This is a genomic window from Methylophaga sp. SB9B (genome assembly GCF_004832235.1).
In the GTDB taxonomy this organism is placed as follows: Bacteria; Pseudomonadota; Gammaproteobacteria; order Nitrosococcales; family Methylophagaceae; genus Methylophaga; species Methylophaga muralis.
The window spans coordinates 131,840-150,070 of record NZ_SSXS01000001.1 but is presented as its reverse complement, the minus strand read 5'-3'; the positions used below and the strand labels follow the sequence as shown (position 1 = coordinate 150,070).

The window sequence follows — 18,231 nt, the reverse complement described above, 5'->3', positions numbered from 1 at the left end:
GAGATGCAGATGCACAACTTAAAAAAACTTATTTGGGCACTGCTGATAGTGCCTGTTATTGGCTTTGCACAAGTCAGTGAATATCAGCTGGAAAATGGACTCAAATTGTTGGTTAAACCGGATAACAGAGCGCCGGTAGTGGTTTCTCAGGTCTGGTACAAAGTTGGTTCAAGTTACGAACACAATGGAATTACCGGTATTTCTCATATTCTTGAACACATGATGTTCAAAGGCACCGAGAACCTGGGCCCGAACGAATTTTCACAAATTATTGCTGAAAATGGTGGCTCGCAAAATGCCTTCACCGGTCGTGACTATACGGCCTATTTCCAGACCTTAGAAAAAGAGCGATTGGAAATCAGTTTTCGGCTTGAAGCAGAAAGAATGCGCAAACTGATCATTGATGATGCTGAGTTGTTAAAGGAACGTGAAGTAGTTGCCGAAGAGCGTCGCATGCGTACCGACGATAATCCACGATCTTTATTACGTGAAGCCATGAATGCGATGGCCTTTATGAACAGTCCTTATCATCACCCGGTTATTGGCTGGATGAATGATATTAATCATTACGATCCAGAGGATCTGCGTGAATGGTATCAAATGTGGTATGCACCCAATAACGCTACGGTTGTGGTGGTTGGTGATGTTGAGCCGGACGAAGTTTACCAATTAGCACAGAAATATTTTGGTCCATTGGCTCCTGAGCAGCTTGCGACCGTTAAACCACAGGTTGAAGTACCTCAACGCGGTCTACGCACGCTACAACTTAAAGCTCCTGCCGAACTTCCCTATTTGATGATGGGCTGGAAAGTACCGGTTGTCACCACGGCGGTGGAGGAATGGGAGCCCTATGCGTTAGATGTCCTGGCAGGAATTCTGGATGGTGGTGCAAGTAGCCGTTTCTCACGTGAACTGGTTCGCGGTCAACAAGTTGCAGCAGGTGTCAGTGCCTATAACAGTGCGTTTTCCCGTTTGGACGATATCTTCACTATTGCAGCCACACCTGCTCAAGGAAAAACTATCGAAGATGTTAAACAAGCTGTTTTTGCACAACTTGATAAAGTTAAAACGGAGCCGGTCACCGAGGCCGAATTACAACGGGTTAAAACACAGGTCATCGCCAGCTCTGTTTACCAGCTTGACAGCGTGTTTTATCAAGCCATGCAATTAGGCATGCTCGAAACGGTAGGATTGGATTGGCGTTTGGTTGACAGCTATCCCGATAAAATCAGTGCGATCACAGCCGAGCAAGTCCAGCAAGTCGCGGAAAAATATTTTATTGAAGACGGTCTGACCATTGCAGAATTGATTCCAGTGGCTACAGACAATGCACCACCACGTCCTACTTCGGGAGATCCACATGCTCGTTAAGTTTATTGCCTCAATAGCGGGGCTTTTATTAGCTACTTCAGCGGTTGCCAGCCCACAAATAGAAAATTGGCAAACGGCTAATGGCACACAAGTCTATTTTGTTGAAGCGAAACAACTGCCTATGCTGGATATTCGGTTGGTATTTGATGCCGGTGCTGCACGCGATCCAAAAGGTGGTGTGGCGTTGTTAACGAGTTCTATGCTCAATCAGGGCACCAAAAATAAAGATACTGATGCAATCGCTACTGCTTTTGATGATGTTGGTGCCGAATTCAAATCTGAATCAGAGCGGGACATGGCGGTATTCAGTTTGCGTACGTTATCCAAAGCGGATGCTTTACAACCTGCAATTGACACGTTTGTGGAAGTGATTAGCCAACCAAGCTTTCCTGAAGATTCGTTTGCCCGTCTAATCAATCAGATGAAAACCAGCTTGCAAGGTGAAAGACAGTCCCCTTCAGCAATGGCCGACCGAGCTTTTTATCAGCAGTTATTTGCCAATCACCCTTACGCGGCGATGCCAATTGGCACGGAAACCTCGGTAAATGAAATAACCATTGCCGACCTGGAGCAGTTTTATAAACAATATTATGTCGCCAGCAATGCGGTATTGGTAATTGTTGGAGATACTGATAAAAATCAGGCAAAAGCGTTAGCGGAAACCATTTCTGCAAGTCTGCCTGCTGGGACAAAAGCAGCCGCTCTGCCTAAAGTCGCTCCTCTGGAAACTGCACAAGAAGTTCGTCTACCTTATCCTTCCAGTCAAACCACGATTTTGATGGGGCAACCTGGATTAACTCGTGATGATGCGGATTTCTTCCCGTTATATGTGGGGAATCACATTCTGGGTGGTGGTGGCTTAGTGTCTATTATCAGTGACGAAATTCGTGAAAAGCGTGGTTTATCCTACAGCGCCTACAGTTTCTTCCGGCCGATGCGTGAGGCTGGGCCTTATCAGTTTGGTTTGCAAACTCGCAATGATCAGGCTGAACTGGCGCTGGAAGTTTTGCAACAGACATTAGTGGATTTTGTTGAACAAGGCCCAACTGCAGAGCAACTTATTGCTGCACAAAAAAATATCACCGGTGGCTTTGCTTTGCGTTTAGATAGCAACAGTAAAATTGCCGATTATCTGGCAATGATAGGTTTTTATAATTTGCCGCTTAATCATTTAGATACTTTTAATGAAAGAGTTGATGCGGTCACTATTGAACAAATAAAAGCAGCATATAAAAAACGTGTTCATCCGCAAAAAATGGTCACAATTCTGGTGGGTGGCGAAGCTGAATAAATCAACTCGTCAGTCGGTACGCATTATTGGTGGTCAATGGCGGGGAAGACGCTTGTCTTTCCCCGATGTTGAGGGATTAAGGCCCACCCCGGATCGTATTCGCGAAACTGTGTTTAATTGGTTACAACCGCATTTGTATGAGGCGGTTTGTCTTGATTTATTTAGCGGAAGTGGCGCATTAGGTTTTGAAGCGGCTTCAAGAGGTGCTGAACACGTCGATATGATTGAATTGGATCTGCAAGCTTATAAACAATTGCAGACTAATAAAACAATGTTAGCTGCCGAGCAATGTGCGTTATTCAGACAACCTGCCCAGCAATTTCTAAATACTTCCACCACTCCATACGATATTGTGTTTCTGGATCCCCCATTTCAAGCAAATTTATGGTCCGAAATGGCAAATTTATTAACAGAAAGAAAGCTATTACATAAAGATAGTTTTGTGTATCTGGAATCTAATAAATATCAAAATGTGGAACAGCTTCCCGAAAATTGGCATTTAATTAAAGATAAACAAGCGGGTGATGTAAGATATTGTTTATTTGCAATGCAATAAGGTTTTGGCATGTCAATTACCGCCATTTATCCCGGAACATTTGATCCCATTACCCATGGGCATACTGATCTGGTTCAACGAGCCAGTCGTTTATTTGAAAAAGTCATTGTTGCGGTTGCTGCAGATACCGGTAAAAAACCAGTATTTTCCATTGAACAGCGACTGGCGTTAGCCAAACAAACCTTAAGTGATTTGCCGAATGTAGAAATCACCAGTTTCGATGGTTTGTTAGTTGATTATGCAATGCAGCGAAATGCCTCGGTGATAATACGTGGTTTACGTGCGGTTTCAGATTTTGAATATGAAGTGCAACTCGCCGCAATTAATCGTCGATTGCAGTGGAAAGTTGAAACATTATTCTTAGCACCTGCTGAACAATTTACCTTTATTTCTTCCAGTCTGGTCAGACAAATAGCTGCTTTAGGCGGTGATGTTTCTCAATTTGTCGCGCCGTGTGTTCAAGAAGCATTAAAACTGCAACTGGCAGTGAAGAAATAGTCGCGCTAGAATTCCCGGTTTTATGGCCGTTTAATAGAGAATTACCGGAGTTAAATATGTCTCTGTTTATTACTGATGAATGCATTAACTGTGATGTATGTGAACCGGAATGCCCTAATGGAGCCATTTCGCAAGGCGAGGAGATTTATGAAATTGATCCTGCCTTATGTACAGAATGTGTTGGGCATTTTGATACGCCACAATGTGTTGAAGTTTGTCCAGTTGATTGCATTCCAAAAGATCCTGATAACGTTGAAGACCATGATCAGCTTTATGCAAAATATAAAGTACTTATGTCTGCAGGGAATTAAAAAGTTTTCAAATAGACAAACTTACTAATATTGTTATTATTCCGTTTTTATATGTTTTAAATAAAGGTAATGTGATGAGTACTTTATCTGCTTTGCAACTTGAAAAACTTTCAGAACAAGAATTACAAAAACTGATAAGTCAGTCAAAAAAACAAATTAAAAAATTGAAAACCAAAAAAGTCACTGAATTAAACAGCAAAGACAATGATGTTGTCGCGGTAGCGGATGCTGTAAGAGCCTTGGCAAAAGATAAAAAAGTAACTCCGGCAGAAGCCTTAACAGCCGTTGCTAAAAATATGCGAGTCGGTTTATCTGGTGCACGCAAACCTCGTGCGGAAAGTGCCGATAAATATCGCCATCCTCAAGATCCGCAAAAAACCTGGAAAGGCTTTGGTAAACGTCCTTTGTGGTTGGTTGAAGAACTCAACCAAGGTCGCAAACTTGAAGAGTTCAGAATTAAGTAGAGCTATATCAAGCAGTGGTTTTGCCGCACTGCTTTTTCGTTTGACAGGTTACAGAAATCATTTCGCTGATTGTGGTTCACACATTCGGTGCTTTCGGCATTTCTGTCGCTAAGGTATCCTTTCCAGCTTTCCCGCATCATATTCACAAAGAGAAACCATGCAAGCTGATTATCGCCCAGATGTGATCGAAACCGCCGCCCAAGCCTGGTGGCAACAACATCAAACTTTCCGTGCTACTGAAGACACGAGCAAAGAAAAATTCTATTGCCTGTCGATGTTCCCTTATCCAAGCGGTCAGCTGCATATGGGCCATGTACGCAATTACACGATTGGCGATGTTATCTCTCGTTATCAGCGCATGCTGGGCAAAAATGTATTGCAACCTATGGGCTGGGATGCTTTTGGCTTACCGGCCGAGAATGCCGCATTAAAACATCAGGTGCCGCCAGCTGAGTGGACTTATAAAAATATCGATTATATGCGCGCTCAGTTGCAACGAATGGGTCTGGCTTATGATTGGGATCGTGAAATAGCCACCTGTAAACCCGATTATTACCGTTGGGAACAATGGCTGTTTGTACGTTTATTCAAGAAAGGTCTGGTCTATAACAAAACAGCGGCGGTGAACTGGGATCCGGTTGATCAAACGGTATTGGCGAATGAACAGGTAATTGATGGTCGTGGCTGGCGTTCGGGTGCTTTGGTTGAGCGGCGTGAAATACCTCAGTGGTTTATGAAAATTACCGATTACGCAGAAGATCTGCGTAATGATTTGCAACAACTCTCCGGCTGGCCTGAACAAGTTAAAACCATGCAGGCGAATTGGATTGGTCGCTCTGAAGGGGTGCAAATCACTTTTTCCGTAGCTGACAGTGAAGAAGATATTGCGGTTTATACCACGCGACCGGACACCCTGATGGGAGTCAGTTATGTCGCAATAGCTGCCGAACATCCAATTGCGTTGCGCATGGCTGAATCGAATGCTCAGTTGCAGCAATTTATTGAAGAGTGCAAGAAAACTGACACCACCGAAGCAGCACTGGAAACCGCTGAGAAAAAAGGTATGGCTACCGGGGTGTCGGTATTTCATCCAATCAGTGGTGAACGTATTCCGGTTTGGGTCGCCAACTTTGTGTTGATGGGGTATGGCACTGGTGCGGTGATGTCAGTTCCGGCACATGATCAGCGTGATTTCGAATTTGCTCAAAAATACCATTTACCGATCCGTCAGGTTATTGCGGCATTAGATGATACGGAAATCAATCTGCAACAAGCGGCTTTCACCGAAAAAGGCCGATTGATTAACTCGTCGCAATTTACCGGCCTTACTTCAGCAGAAGCCTTTGATGCAATCGCCGATGAACTGAGCAAACAAAACAAAGGCGAACGTCAAGTTAATTATCGGTTACGTGATTGGGGAGTATCCCGTCAACGTTACTGGGGTACCCCAATCCCGATTATCTATTGTGATAGTTGTGGCGCAGTACCCGTGCCTGAAGCGGATTTGCCGGTGTTCTTACCAGAAGATGTCGTAGTTGACGGTTCAGGCTCACCCATTAAATCGATGCCGGAATTTTATCAATGTGCTTGCCCTGAATGTGGCAAACCCGCGCGACGGGAAACCGATACCTTTGATACTTTCTTTGAATCTTCCTGGTATTACGCACGGTTTACCAGCGCAGATAATCAAGAGGCGATGCTGGACGAGCGGGCGGATTACTGGCTACCGGTTGATCAATATATCGGTGGTATTGAACATGCGGTATTGCATTTACTGTATGCCCGGTTCTTCCATAAGTTATTGCGTGATGAAGGGCTGGTTACAGGCGATGAGCCATTCAAGAATCTGTTGACTCAAGGTATGGTGCTTAAAGATGGCGCCAAGATGTCGAAATCAAAAGGCAACACTGTCGATCCGCAGGCTTTAATCGATGAATACGGTGCTGATACAGCGCGTTTATTTATGATGTTTGCTGCACCGCCTGAAATGTCACTGGAATGGTCAGACAATGCGGTGGAAGGCGCTAATCGTTTCTTAAAACGTTTATGGCGCAGTGTGCATGAGCATACTGAGGTTGGCGTAGTCGAAAGCAAAACGTTAACCGACTTGTCAGAAGCTGCGACAGATCTGCGTCGTCTGGCACATCAAACCCTGACCAAAGTAGCAGATGATTTGGGACGCCGTCATACCTTTAACACAGCCATTGCAGCGGTGATGGAATTGATGAATGCCCTGACCAAGTTTACCGAGCAAAGTGATCAGGCGCGCGCTGTCCGTCAGGAAGTATTGGAATTAGTGGTATTGATGTTGGCGCCCATCACGCCGCATATCTGTCATGTTTTATGGACACAGCTTGGACATAGCAATGCGGTAATTGATGCTGCTTGGCCCGAGGTTGATTCTGCAGCTTTAAAGCAGGATAAAGTCGAGCTGATGATTCAGGTCAATGGTAAGCTACGCTCAAAATTGATGGTCGATGTAAATGCCCAGCAAGCGGATATTGAGCCACTGGCTCTCGCGGATGACACGGTTCAACGTTATATTGATGGCAAAGCGATTCGAAAAGTCATTCTGGTGCCTGGCAGGCTGATCAATATCGTTGTCGGCTGATAAACAAAGGAAACATTGATGTTGAAAAAACTGATTATTGCTGGTGTATGCATGCTGATTGCGCATGCGGTTTTCAGTTACGGGGTGCAGCCGACCTGCCAGCAAGTATTCAAACCATGCATATTCAAGGTATCAGCATGCGTGATGGTTTGGGGCTGGAACTCAAACGTACCTTACGACGTAACGGTATCAATGTGATTGATGATTACAGTGAAGGCGCAGCCGTGCTGAGCTTTCTGCGGAATCGCTATGAGCGACGCGTATTATCTGTTGGTGGCAATGCCAAGGTCAGTGAGTACGAATTGATTTTAGAAGTAACATTTCAGCTAACCGATAACCAGCAAAATAAAGTCATCGATAATGAAAGCTTTGAAGCGAGACGTGATTATCAGTTTGATCAGGAGCAGGTATTAGGTCGAGATGGTGAAGAACGTCTATTACGCGATGAAATGGATAAACAAGTCAGTCAGGCAATACTTCGTCGTCTATCCGCTTTGGATTGAAAACTGATGCGGGTAAAGGCAGAACAGCTAAGCTCACAAATACAACATAAATTTCCTGTCATCAGTGTAGTTTTTGGTGACGAGGCTTTGCTGGTGGAAGAGACTGCTGATCAGATACGTCAGCAAGCAAAAAAACACGGTATAAGCGAAAGGCAGGTTTGGCATGCTGACGCAAAGTTTGATTGGTCGAAGCTCAGATTTGCAGAAGATAGTTTGTCTTTGTTCGCTTCACAAAAGCTGATCGAAATCAGGTTGCCTTCAGGAGCACCCGGTAAAGAAGGGGGAGAGTTTCTGCGGCAATTTGCCGAACAACCCGCCATTGATACGTATCTGTTATTAATCACAGGCAAGTTGACAGCCCAACAGCAAAAAGCCAAATGGTTCACTGCACTGGAAAATGCCGGTATCAGCGTACCCGTTTGGCCAGTAAGTTTAGAAATGTTACCGCGCTGGATTCAGCAACGTATGCGTCAAAAAGGTTTGCAGACCAGTACTTCGGTTGCCAGCATGTTGGCTGAAAGGACCGAAGGCAATTTGTTTGCTGCTGCCCAGGAAATAGATAAGCTGGTTCTACTGAGCACTGATGGGCAGGTAGACGAGCAATTGTTGGTAGAGAGTGTTGCAGATAGTGCACGGTTTGAAGCATTTTCATTGATGGATGTTGTCTATGCTGGTCAAGCCGCAAAAATTCCACGTATGTTAAGAATGTTGCAGGCAGAAGGCAACGATGTATTAGCAGTGTTTTCGGCGGTATCCTGGTCATTACATCGAATGATTGATATGGCAGCCCAAATTGAAAACGGGGCGCAACCTGCCCAAGTTTTTGCCAGCCAGAAACCGCCGGTATGGGACAAGGCTAGACCTCTTATTCAATCGGGATTACGGCGGCATGCTGCCGCAAAATGGCGAACTTTTTTACCGCAAATGGCAGCAATTGATCGAGCAGCAAAAGGCGGTGGTAGTGACAATGCCTGGCGTATGCTGACAACCTTATGTTTACAGGTCGCTGGTGTATCAATGAATTTGCAGCAAACATGAAAGCAGAGATATTAGCAGAGGAGAGTGCTGTGGAAGTTGCAGCCTATATGCAGAAACTGGGTCAACAGGCTTGTGAAGCCAGCCGAGTGTTGGCTCGTGCCACTACCAACAGTAAAAATACTGCGTTGTTGGCTATTGCCAAAGCAATTCGTAGTCAGGCTGAGGTATTAAAAGCGGCCAATCAGCAGGATGTCATGGCCGGAAAAACCAAAGGTCTGGATTCTGCCATGTTGGATCGGTTGACATTGACCGATGCTCGTATTGAATCCATGGCTGAAGGGCTTGAACAAGTTGCGGCATTAGCCGATCCGATTGGTGAAATCAGTGATATGCGTTATCGGCCTTCTGGTATTCAGCTCGGTCAGATGCGTGTACCTCTTGGCGTTATCGGCATTATTTACGAGTCTCGGCCAAATGTGACTGCCGATGCTGCGGGTTTATGCCTGAAATCCGGTAATGCGACTATCTTGCGTGGTGGCAGTGAAGCAATACATTCCAATCAAGCGATTGCGGCTTGTATTCATCAAGGCTTACAACAAGCTGGCTTGCCAATCAACGCGGTGCAAGTGGTAGAAACCATTGACCGTGAGGCTGTAGCTCAATTGATTACCATGCCCGAGTATGTCGATGTGATTGTGCCACGCGGCGGTAAAAGTCTGATTGAACGAATCAGTAAAGATGCGCGTGTTCCAGTTATCAAACATCTCGATGGTATCTGTCATGTGTATGTGGATGTTGAAGCGGATTTGGCTATGGCCGAAGAGATTGCCTTTAACGCCAAATGCCATCGTTATGGTGTCTGTAATGCGATGGAAACGTTATTAGTGCATGCCGATATCGCCAAACAATTTTTACCAATAATGGCCGAACGATTTATCAAACAAGGCGTGGAATTGCGTGGCTGTGATAAAACCTTGCGCATTTTGCCTGATATCAACACGGCAACTGAGGAAGACTGGGATACGGAATATCTGGCAGCTATCCTGTCTATTAGAGTTGTAGAGAATGTGGACGCGGCAATGCTGCATATTCACAAGCATAGTTCGGCGCATACCGAAACCATTGTGACGCAAAACTACGATACCGCCAGACGCTTCTTGCAGGAAGTCGATTCCAGCTCAGTATTGGTTAATGCGTCAACACGGTTTGCTGATGGTTTTGAGTATGGTTTAGGGGCTGAAATCGGTATTTCCACCGATAAATTGCATGCGCGTGGTCCGGTGGGGTTAAATGGTCTGACATCACAAAAATGGATAGTGTTTGGTAGTGGTCAAATCAGAAAATAATTACGACGCCATCGGTATCTTGGGCGGCACGTTTGATCCGGTACATTTCGGACATTTGCGCTCGGCTTTAGAAGTTTGTTTGCAACTTAATCTGGATCATGTGCGACTGATTCCTTGCGCAGAGCCGCCGCATCGACAAGCGACGATGGCCAGTGCTGAGGTGAGACGTTTAATGCTGGAACTGGCGGTTAAATCAGTTCCTCAATTAATCGTTGATGATCGAGAGCTGCAACGTGATGGCCCATCTTTCACAGTAGATACCTTACTGAGCTTGCGTCAGGAGTTTAAAGATAATCCGTTATTTCTCATATTAGGCACAGATGCATTTCGCGGCTTAGCCACATGGTCTCGTTGGCAGCAGATTTTGTCTTTAGCACATATCGTGGTCGTGCAACGCCCGGATGAAACTCTTGATCTGCAGGAAGATCTGCAAAACTGGTATCAGCAGAATCTGGCTCAAACTACAGATCGGTATCTTGCCGCTGGCAAAATTTGGCCACTTACCGTGACCTCATTAGCCATTTCTGCAACGCAGATTCGTCAGGATTTACTGGCAGCAAACCCCGTCAACTTTCTCTTGCCAGAATCAGTTATTGCCGTGATTGAACAGTTAGGATTGTACCGATCCAATGCCAGCGATAACTGATGGATCAGGTTTTTTTTGTTTTATCCAAATTGGCTTGGTCAGTGCTTAGTCCAGTGATGTTTTGGAATCTGTTGCTGCTGGCCGGCACGTTATTTTTATTGTTAGGTTATCGAAAAGCGGCTTTACGATTTCTGTTTCCAGCAAGTTTGTTCAGTATCAGCCTGATGTTTTTTCCGCTCGGGGATTGGCTGATTTATCCATTGGAATCGCGTATCAGTCAACCTCAACAACTGCCAGAGACTATTGATGGCATTATTGTTTTGGGGGGCGGTGAAGACGTAAAAGGCACCATCAGTTGGCAACAGCCTCAGGTCGGTCAAGCCAGTGATCGATATTTTGGCGCGGCAGCTTTGGCCAAGCGCTATCCTGAAACACCGATAATTTTTACCGGGGGCCATAATTTATTACGTTTTGACGCCGGTACAACACCTGCTGACCTCAGTCATCAATTACTAACGATGGTCGGGATTGATCAACAGCGGCTTATTATTGAATCGAAATCACGTAATACCTACGAAAATTTCCAGCGGTTAAAAACGGTATTACCTAAACGCAATGGCCAGTATTTATTGATAACCTCGGCTTATCACATGCCGCGTTCAATCGGGATAGCTCAAAAACAGGGTATTAACGTGCTGCCATATCCTGTGGATTATCGCAGTCAGTCAGCGAATTTGCGGCGGCTGGATTTTGCTGTTTTTGAACAATTGGAAAAGCTTGAGCCGGCTTGGCGAGAGTGGGTGGGACTGACTGCTTATTTTATTACCGGAAAAACCAGCCAATGGTTTCCTCGGCAGACTGGTAACGTGATTGAAACATCCACAGACGCTCAGGTCGACTTACGTTAAACTAAACCACAATTTATATTTATTGGAGTGCCCATGAAGGCAGAACAACTGAAATTACTAGTCATAGATGCACTTGAAGACATTAAAGCAGAAGACATTACAGTGTTAGATGTAACCGGAATGACCGATGTCACCGATGTGATGATTATCGCTACAGGTAAGTCCACCAGACAAGTTAAAGCATTGGCCAATGAAGTATCTTCACAGGCGAAAGCTGCTGGCGTACAACCGTTGGGCATGGAAGGTGAAGACGTAGGTGAATGGGCATTAGTTGATTTGGGTGATGTTATTGCGCATATCATGACGCCGCAAACCAGAGCAATCTACAATCTTGAAAAATTATGGTCTGTCGCTGAGGTCACGCAAAGTGCTTCGGCCGAGCGTGAATGAAACTGAATTTGCTCGCTGTTGGGCAGAAAATGCCGCAGTGGGTTACCGAAGGTTATAACGAATATGCCAAGCGAATGCCGCGCGAATGTCAGTTGTTGCTGAATGAGATAGCGCCGGCCAAACGTGGTAAATCTGGAAGTACAAGTCAATGGATGCAGGAAGAAGGCAAACGGATTATGACAGCCTTACCTGAAAATGATTATGTGGTGGCGCTGGAAGTTGGTGGGCGTAACTGGTCAACTGAGCAATTAGCAGAGCAATTAAAAAACTGGCAGGCCTCTGGTCGTGATGTCAGTTTGTTAGTTGGCGGCCCTGATGGGTTATCCCGTGAGTGTCAACAACGTGCAGATCAACAGTGGTCATTATCTAATTTGACACTGCCGCATCCCTTAGTACGTATTGTGGTTGCCGAGCAGCTCTATCGCGCCTGGACGGTTCTGCAAAATCATCCTTATCATCGCGCATGAACTTTCCAAAGGTTTATCTGGCTTCAGCCTCCCCACGGCGTAAAGAACTCCTGACCCAAATCGGAGTCAATTTTTCAATATTAAGTATCGCGGTGGATGAGTCGGTTAAGTCTGGTGAAAACCCTTCGGATTACGTTGAGCGTATTGCGCTGGCAAAAGCTCGGGCCGGATGGGATATATTGCAAACGGATTTTCGACCGGTTATTGGTGCAGACACAGCCGTAGTACTGCCCACTCAGCAAATTCTTGGCAAACCGGAAAGTCTGGATCAAGCCAGAGATTTCTTAGGGCAATTGTCAGGTATTCAACATCAAGTATTAAGCGCAGTGGCGATTGTCTGGCAACAGCAATATTGGCTAAGCTTGCAAATCAGTGATGTGCGATTCAAAACACTGACAAACACAGAAATCGACTGGTATCTGGCGACGGGGGAAGGTAAAGACAAGGCCGGAGGATATGCTGTACAAGGCTTAGCGGCGATGTTTATTGAAAATATCAGCGGTAGCTATTCCGGTGTGATGGGGTTGCCATTATTTGAAACTCGTCAGCTTTTACAACAGGTAACTAATCTCAATGAGCAGTGAAATTCTGATTAATGTGACACCAAGTGAAACTCGCGCCGTAGTGGTGGAAAACGGGGTGTTGCAGGAGGTTTTCATTGAGCGCAGTGAACATCGCGGTTTGGTTGGTAACATTTATAAAGGCAAAGTCTGCCGTGTTTTACCAGGCATGCAAGCCGCCTTTGTCGAAATTGGATTATCCCGCGCCGCATTTTTACATGCTTCAGATATTTCGATTCCCAAAGGCCAGTCTGGTGATTTAAAAGAAGCGCCACGAATTACTCCGCCGATTACCAGTTTGTTGCGTGAAGGCGATGAGTTGCTAGTGCAGGTCATCAAAGATCCAATGGGCAGTAAAGGCGCACGCCTGACTACTCAGCTATCCGCATCTTCACGATATTTGGTGTACATGCCAGAAGCTGAGGGCATCGGTATCTCTCTGAAAATTGAAGGCGAAGAAGAGCGTGAGCGGCTGAAAAATTGTTTATCAGAACTGCTCGGTGAGCAACAAGGTGGCTATATTTTACGAACTGCTGCCGAAGGTGTCACAGATGCTGAGTTACAAGCTGATCTGGAGTTTTTACATCGTCTGTGGGAAAAGTTACGCCAACGTGTCACCTCAACACAATGTGGCGAAGCCTTATATCAGGACTTACCGTTAACTTTACGTGCCTTACGCGATTTGTTTTCGCCAGAAATTGAACGTATTCGCATTGATGCTGCTGAAACATTCAAAGAAGCTCAGCAGTTCGCTGAAGGTTTTATGCCGGAATGTGCCGCTAGATTGGAACATTATCGTGGTGACCGACCTCTGTTCGATTTATTCGGCGTAGAGGACGAAATCCAAAAAGCCTTGGATCGCAAAGTCCCGCTAAAATCTGGTGGTTATGTCATTTTTGATCAAACCGAAGCGATGACCACCGTCGATGTGAATACCGGCGGATTTGTCGGTCACAAAAATCTCGAAGAAACTATTTTCAAAACCAATCTGGAAGCCGCACAGGCAATTGCCCGACAGCTACGAGTACGTAATCTGGGTGGCATTATCATTATTGATTTCATTGATATGGAAGAAGTTAGTCATCGCGAGCAAGTGTTACGCACCTTCGAAAAAGCCATGCAGATGGATCGGGCCAAACACAATATCTGCGCGGTTTCTGAATTAGGTTTGGTGGAAATGACCCGTAAACGTACCCGCGAGAGTCTGGGGCATATTTTATGCGAACCTTGCCCATGTTGTGATGGACGGGGCTACACCAAAAATGTTGAAACTGTCTGCTATGAAATCTTTCGAGAAATTTTGCGTGAATCCCGCCAATATGAATCCAAGCAGTTTCTGGTGCTGGCCTCTCAGGACGTGATTGATCGACTCAATGATGAAGATTCCACCAAAGTGGCGGAGTTGGAGCAATTTATTGGTAAACCGATTCTGTTTCAATGTGAGCCGCAATATGGCCGTGAACAATTTAATGTGGTGTTGATGTAGCCGTGGCACTACTGCATCGCAGTCTGCAAATCGTTGGCAGACAAGTGACCAACATTACGGCCTTGCTCGTGGTGGTACTGCTGGTATGTTTTGGATTGGCGTACTGGCTATCCAGCGCAATTGCTGAACGTAAAGATGAAATTGCAGCCTGGGCAACCGAGAAAACGGGTTATCCAATTCAAATCGGCGAAGCCGGCCTCTACTGGTTTGATTTATTTCCAAAATTGATGGTGACCGATATTGCGGTGATGCAGGCTGAGCCGAATGTCGAGGAGTTGTTCACTGCCAAAGAACTTTATATTGGTCTGGATTTGATCGCGAGTTTGCAGCAACGGCAACTGGTCGTTGATTCAGCGCGTTTATCCGGTCTTAAACTGGGTATTCAACGTAGCCCCGACGGGACTATCAGTTTGATTGGCCTGCAAGGTAAAACAGCCAACGAGAATTTGGTTGATTCTGAGATTGCTTGGCTTGAACAACTAAAGTCTTGGCGCGATATTGAATTGCTGTCGGCTGAAATCCAATTTGAAGACTTGTTGCAGTCTCAATTCAGTGGTCTCTATCAAGTTAACCAGTTGGCCTTCATCCAGGCTAAAAAGTCCAAACTGATAGGCGATGTTCAGCTGCCGAATCATTTGGGGCAGCAACTTAGTTTTACAGTTGATGCTGTATTAACTGCTGATGGCGTAGCGAGTTGGCAGATTGATGAACTTGATGCCAGCCAATTGCAACTTGCGGCTCTGTTGCAGGATCAACAACTGGATGATGTTTCATTGTTGCGAGGTCGTGCTGATATCACGATAGACACTAGTTCAATAGTGAAAAAACAATGGCGAGGCCAAGTTCAGTTCAGTGATGTCAGTCTGGCAAATTTGAATAAACCGGACGTTGAACCTTTAAACATTGATGCCATGTCTGGACAATTTAATTGGCAAGGCGATGCTGCAGCATGGCAATTAAATGCCAATCCCATTCAGTTAACGATTGAAGGCGATAGTTGGCCGCAGTCAATGTTCAATCTGCAATTTTCAAGCGAACAAGGCTGGGAAGCTGAAAGCAGTTATTTGCGGCTTAGTGATGCAACTGCACTGGCACTACTTAGTCAGACCGCACCAGAATTTTTAACACAATATCAACCGGCAGGCGATATTCGAGAGCTACAGCTACAACTGAATAATCAAAATGAATTGTTATCGGTGAAAATGCTGGTAGATGAGTTTGCCAGTCAGCCTGTTGAAGATATTCCTGGGGTAACCGGGCTCAGTTTGCAAGTTGAATGGGAGCCAAGCTATGCAAAAGTGTTGGTTAACAGTCGAAACTTAACGATATTTGCTCCGAGCTGGTTACCAGAGGCCATTTACTTTGATGTAGCCGAAGCAAATATTGACTGGCAACAGGATGAAGATCATTGGCAATTCAAACTTTCAGAAATGAACATCTGGAATAACGATCTGAGCTTGCGTGGCAAAATCGGTATTGAACAACAAAGTGATAGCACATTGGCTGATATCGATATGCAAATGCTCGATGTGGCGGTCGCTAAATGGTTGACCTATGTGCCACGTTCTATTTTAGATCCTGCTTATCTTGCCTGGGCCGAAGATGCCTATACCAGTGGACAGATCGAAACTGGAACGCTTCGCTTAAAAGGTGACTTGTCTGAGTTTCCATTTAAAGATGACGATTCAGCAAATGAATTTGAGTTTGCCTTAAATGTGATGGATGTCGGCCTGAATTATGGTGAGGGGTGGCCAATGCTGGAGTCTATCAACGGGCAAGTGCTTAGTAGCGGTAATAATCTGAAAATTTTGCCGCGTTCGGGAAAGATTGCGGGTTTCAATTTTGTTGATGTTAAAGCCGATATCAATAATGTTTACCAAGGAAAACCGGTATTAGACTTAAAAGGCTTTTTATCGGGCAGCACTCTTGATGCACTCGGCTTTTTACAGGCCAGTCCTTTAAGTCCGCGTTATGGAGAGATCACTAATTGGGTAAAAGCTCAGGGCAATAGCAATATCGACTTAAAACTGAAAATTCCACTACTTGATCCTTATGCAACTGATGTTGAAGGATATGTCAGTTTTGAGAGCAGCCAGTTAAGTTTGGAAACCTTGCCGGGCATGCCTATTGAAGATGTTAAAGGAAAGTTGTTTTTCAATAATGATGGTGTCAATGCACAAGCCATTACTGCAACTGTTTTTTCTCGACCAGTGACAGTGGATGTTATTCCACAAGCAGAATCAACCCTGGTGACAGCAAAAGGTGAGGTAGATGTCCTGCAACTCGCTGAATTATGGCAAGGTGAAATGCCTGGCTTTGTTCGGGGCATTACACGTTATCAGGCAGATATTGAAATTCGTGAAAAATCGATGGGCGATTTTGAAACCGATATACAGGTCACTTCAGAATTAACCGGTTTAACCATTGATGCACCAGAACCGCTTGGAAAAACGGCAACAGAAAGTCGTCTACTTAACATACGATTAGACCAAGATCCTCAGCAGCGATCGCTTATCCACGTAAATTATGACGATACATTGCATGCTCTCTGGCTTGTACAGGATCCTGCAAGAGCAGAAATAACGATTGGCATAGCTGACCCGCAGTTACCGACTTCGGGCATTCGCTTAAGAGGACGTTTTAACGAATTATCCATATCGGATTGGACACAGTGGCAGCAACAATGGCTGGCAGATTTGCCTGCTACTGAAAATACCGATAACTGGCCTGCCGTAGAAATTGAATTAGCGGCTGATAGCCTGCAGTTTAATCAGTGGACGCTGAGCGATGTGCAGTCAAAAGCGTTTCAAAGAAATCAAATATGGCAGCTGGAAATCCAGTCCAGACAATTACGTGGTGATATTCGTTGGCCAATGGATGCCACATTATTACCCACCTTGCATTTTGATTTTGTAGACCTGCAATTACCGGCATCTACCAATGATAACGCTGGCCGTAAAAAATTCAGTTCAGACTTGTGGCCCAGTTTTCAGTTGAATATTGATAATTTGACTGTCGACGGCATGCAATTAGGAAGAGTGCAAGCTAAAGCACTTCAGCAAGGTAATCGCTGGGTATTGGAAAATGCCACTCTGCAGTCAGCCGTGTTACAGGCCAATTTGGACGGTGTTTGGCAAAAAAGTGAATCCGCAGATAACAGCCAATTAAATTTACAGCTCAGCAGTAATGATCTGGCTGGCTTGTTTATGGATTTAGGTTATCAACCCGCGGTTCAATCGAATCAAGTCAATGTGACGGGACAGTTCAGTTGGCCTGATGAGCCATTGAATCTGTCTTTGGCTGAGCTACAAGGTAAGCTGAATCTTCAAGTCAATAATGGTCAGTTGGTTGACGTAGAACCGGGAGCAGCCGGAAGAATATTTGGTTTGATGAGTTTTGCCGCCATACCTCGTCGTCTGGCTTTAGATTTCAGTGATTTTTTTGGTAAAGGTTTTGCGTTCCGGCAAATCAGTGGCGATTTTGATTTCGCTAATGGCCTGGCTGTCACCAATAACTTAACCATGCGCGGGGAAAGTGCCACTATTGATGTCTCCGGTCCCATTAATATTGTTGACCGAACCTATCATCAAACTGTTGTAGTGACACCGAAGGTGTCCTCAACCTTGCCACTTGCCGGCGCAGTTGCGGGCGGTCCGGTAGGGCTTGGTGTTGGTACCGCTATCTATCTGGTTGACCGAATAGCTGGTCGACTATTTGATCGGGATTTGGTCGATATGATCAGTTATCGCTATAGACTTACTGGCACTTGGGATGAGCCTGATCTGTCGCTGAATCGCCCAGAAACACCCTAAGTCTAGTCACCTTTCATTTCCAATGTAAGCGGCTATGAAAGATCAATAGGCCCTATGATCTGCTAAGATTGTCATTTTGCCGCGTAGTCCAAA

17 protein-coding genes are annotated in these 18,231 nt (G+C 45.2%); all 17 read left to right on the top strand.

The window, feature by feature from the left end; translation table 11 throughout:
- Positions 1-9: 9 nt before the first annotated feature.
- The 17 genes from E8Q33_RS00670 to E8Q33_RS00590 all read left to right on the top strand — a co-directional run bounded on the left by E8Q33_RS00670 (position 10) and on the right by E8Q33_RS00590 (position 18,138).
- A complete protein-coding gene (locus E8Q33_RS00670; RefSeq protein ID WP_136552159.1) occupies positions 10-1,371 on the top strand; it encodes a pitrilysin family protein in 1,362 nt (453 codons plus the stop codon).
- Positions 1,361-2,662 carry a pitrilysin family protein gene (locus E8Q33_RS00665; protein ID WP_069296834.1) on the top strand — a complete coding sequence of 434 codons (1,302 nt, stop codon included), beginning with the start codon at positions 1,361-1,363 and terminating at the stop codon, positions 2,660-2,662. Before E8Q33_RS00670 ends, E8Q33_RS00665 begins: the two co-directional genes overlap by 11 nt.
- On the top strand, positions 2,646-3,218 hold the full coding sequence (rsmD, locus tag E8Q33_RS00660; RefSeq protein ID WP_136552467.1) for a 16S rRNA (guanine(966)-N(2))-methyltransferase RsmD: 573 nt from the start codon (positions 2,646-2,648) through the stop codon (positions 3,216-3,218). The genes E8Q33_RS00665 and rsmD overlap by 17 nt, the downstream gene beginning before the upstream one ends.
- Positions 3,219-3,227: 9 nt before the next feature.
- A complete protein-coding gene (coaD, locus tag E8Q33_RS00655) occupies positions 3,228-3,716 on the top strand; it encodes a pantetheine-phosphate adenylyltransferase (protein ID WP_069296836.1) in 489 nt (162 codons plus the stop codon).
- 56 nt (positions 3,717-3,772) lie between these two features.
- Positions 3,773-4,027 (top strand): YfhL family 4Fe-4S dicluster ferredoxin, encoded by a 255-nt coding sequence (locus E8Q33_RS00650; protein ID WP_136552157.1) that lies wholly within the window; start codon positions 3,773-3,775, stop codon positions 4,025-4,027.
- A gap of 74 nt (positions 4,028-4,101) precedes the next feature.
- Positions 4,102-4,491 (top strand): H-NS family nucleoid-associated regulatory protein, encoded by a 390-nt coding sequence (locus E8Q33_RS00645; RefSeq protein ID WP_136552155.1) that lies wholly within the window; start codon positions 4,102-4,104, stop codon positions 4,489-4,491.
- 157 nt (positions 4,492-4,648) lie between these two features.
- Positions 4,649-7,102 (top strand): leucine--tRNA ligase, encoded by a 2,454-nt coding sequence (gene leuS, locus E8Q33_RS00640; protein ID WP_136552154.1) that lies wholly within the window; start codon positions 4,649-4,651, stop codon positions 7,100-7,102.
- A 47-nt stretch (positions 7,103-7,149) separates the two neighbouring features.
- Positions 7,150-7,605 carry an LPS assembly lipoprotein LptE gene (lptE, locus tag E8Q33_RS00635; protein WP_247869847.1) on the top strand — a complete coding sequence of 152 codons (456 nt, stop codon included), beginning with the start codon at positions 7,150-7,152 and terminating at the stop codon, positions 7,603-7,605.
- A 6-nt stretch (positions 7,606-7,611) separates the two neighbouring features.
- Positions 7,612-8,643, top strand: a complete 1,032-nt coding sequence (gene holA, locus E8Q33_RS00630) for a DNA polymerase III subunit delta (protein ID WP_136552152.1) — start codon at positions 7,612-7,614, stop codon at positions 8,641-8,643.
- Positions 8,640-9,929, top strand: coding sequence for a glutamate-5-semialdehyde dehydrogenase (locus E8Q33_RS00625; protein WP_371413234.1), 1,290 nt, complete (start codon positions 8,640-8,642; stop codon positions 9,927-9,929). Before holA ends, E8Q33_RS00625 begins: the two co-directional genes overlap by 4 nt.
- Positions 9,910-10,575 carry a nicotinate-nucleotide adenylyltransferase gene (gene nadD, locus E8Q33_RS00620; protein WP_371413245.1) on the top strand — a complete coding sequence of 222 codons (666 nt, stop codon included), beginning with the start codon at positions 9,910-9,912 and terminating at the stop codon, positions 10,573-10,575. Before E8Q33_RS00625 ends, nadD begins: the two co-directional genes overlap by 20 nt.
- Complete coding sequence (locus E8Q33_RS00615) at positions 10,575-11,423, top strand: YdcF family protein (RefSeq protein WP_136552148.1); 849 nt, start codon at positions 10,575-10,577, stop codon at positions 11,421-11,423. The genes nadD and E8Q33_RS00615 overlap by 1 nt, the downstream gene beginning before the upstream one ends.
- A 33-nt stretch (positions 11,424-11,456) precedes the next feature.
- Positions 11,457-11,813: a ribosome silencing factor gene (gene rsfS / locus E8Q33_RS00610; protein WP_069296650.1), complete on the top strand. Its 357-nt coding sequence runs from the start codon at positions 11,457-11,459 to the stop codon at positions 11,811-11,813.
- Complete coding sequence (gene rlmH, locus E8Q33_RS00605) at positions 11,810-12,280, top strand: 23S rRNA (pseudouridine(1915)-N(3))-methyltransferase RlmH (RefSeq protein WP_069296649.1); 471 nt, start codon at positions 11,810-11,812, stop codon at positions 12,278-12,280. Before rsfS ends, rlmH begins: the two co-directional genes overlap by 4 nt.
- Positions 12,277-12,864 (top strand): nucleoside triphosphate pyrophosphatase, encoded by a 588-nt coding sequence (locus tag E8Q33_RS00600; protein ID WP_136552146.1) that lies wholly within the window; start codon positions 12,277-12,279, stop codon positions 12,862-12,864. The genes rlmH and E8Q33_RS00600 overlap by 4 nt, the downstream gene beginning before the upstream one ends.
- Positions 12,854-14,326 carry a ribonuclease G gene (gene rng, locus E8Q33_RS00595; protein ID WP_069296647.1) on the top strand — a complete coding sequence of 491 codons (1,473 nt, stop codon included), beginning with the start codon at positions 12,854-12,856 and terminating at the stop codon, positions 14,324-14,326. Before E8Q33_RS00600 ends, rng begins: the two co-directional genes overlap by 11 nt.
- Positions 14,327-14,328: 2 nt before the next feature.
- The gene (locus E8Q33_RS00590) at positions 14,329-18,138 is read left to right on the top strand and encodes a YhdP family protein (RefSeq protein WP_136552144.1); all 3,810 of its coding nucleotides are present in this window, start codon (positions 14,329-14,331) and stop codon (positions 18,136-18,138) included.
- Positions 18,139-18,231 lie beyond the last annotated feature (93 nt).

Excerpts from the sequence above, each read along its gene's own strand:
- E8Q33_RS00670 (WP_136552159.1), top strand. The coding sequence starts at position 10 with ATGCACAACTTAAAAAAACTTATTTGGGCACTGCTGATAGTGCCTGTT.
- E8Q33_RS00665 (WP_069296834.1), top strand. The coding sequence starts at position 1,361 with ATGCTCGTTAAGTTTATTGCCTCAATAGCGGGGCTTTTATTAGCTACT.
- coaD (WP_069296836.1), top strand. The coding sequence starts at position 3,228 with ATGTCAATTACCGCCATTTATCCCGGAACATTTGATCCCATTACCCAT.
- E8Q33_RS00650 (WP_136552157.1), top strand. The coding sequence starts at position 3,773 with ATGTCTCTGTTTATTACTGATGAATGCATTAACTGTGATGTATGTGAA.
- E8Q33_RS00645 (WP_136552155.1), top strand. The coding sequence starts at position 4,102 with ATGAGTACTTTATCTGCTTTGCAACTTGAAAAACTTTCAGAACAAGAA.
- leuS (WP_136552154.1), top strand. The coding sequence starts at position 4,649 with ATGCAAGCTGATTATCGCCCAGATGTGATCGAAACCGCCGCCCAAGCC.
- lptE (WP_247869847.1), top strand. The coding sequence starts at position 7,150 with ATGCATGCTGATTGCGCATGCGGTTTTCAGTTACGGGGTGCAGCCGAC.
- holA (WP_136552152.1), top strand. The coding sequence starts at position 7,612 with ATGCGGGTAAAGGCAGAACAGCTAAGCTCACAAATACAACATAAATTT.
- E8Q33_RS00625 (WP_371413234.1), top strand. The coding sequence starts at position 8,640 with ATGAAAGCAGAGATATTAGCAGAGGAGAGTGCTGTGGAAGTTGCAGCC.
- E8Q33_RS00615 (WP_136552148.1), top strand. The coding sequence starts at position 10,575 with ATGGATCAGGTTTTTTTTGTTTTATCCAAATTGGCTTGGTCAGTGCTT.
- rsfS (WP_069296650.1), top strand. The coding sequence starts at position 11,457 with ATGAAGGCAGAACAACTGAAATTACTAGTCATAGATGCACTTGAAGAC.
- rlmH (WP_069296649.1), top strand. The coding sequence starts at position 11,810 with ATGAAACTGAATTTGCTCGCTGTTGGGCAGAAAATGCCGCAGTGGGTT.
- E8Q33_RS00600 (WP_136552146.1), top strand. The coding sequence starts at position 12,277 with ATGAACTTTCCAAAGGTTTATCTGGCTTCAGCCTCCCCACGGCGTAAA.
- rng (WP_069296647.1), top strand. The coding sequence starts at position 12,854 with ATGAGCAGTGAAATTCTGATTAATGTGACACCAAGTGAAACTCGCGCC.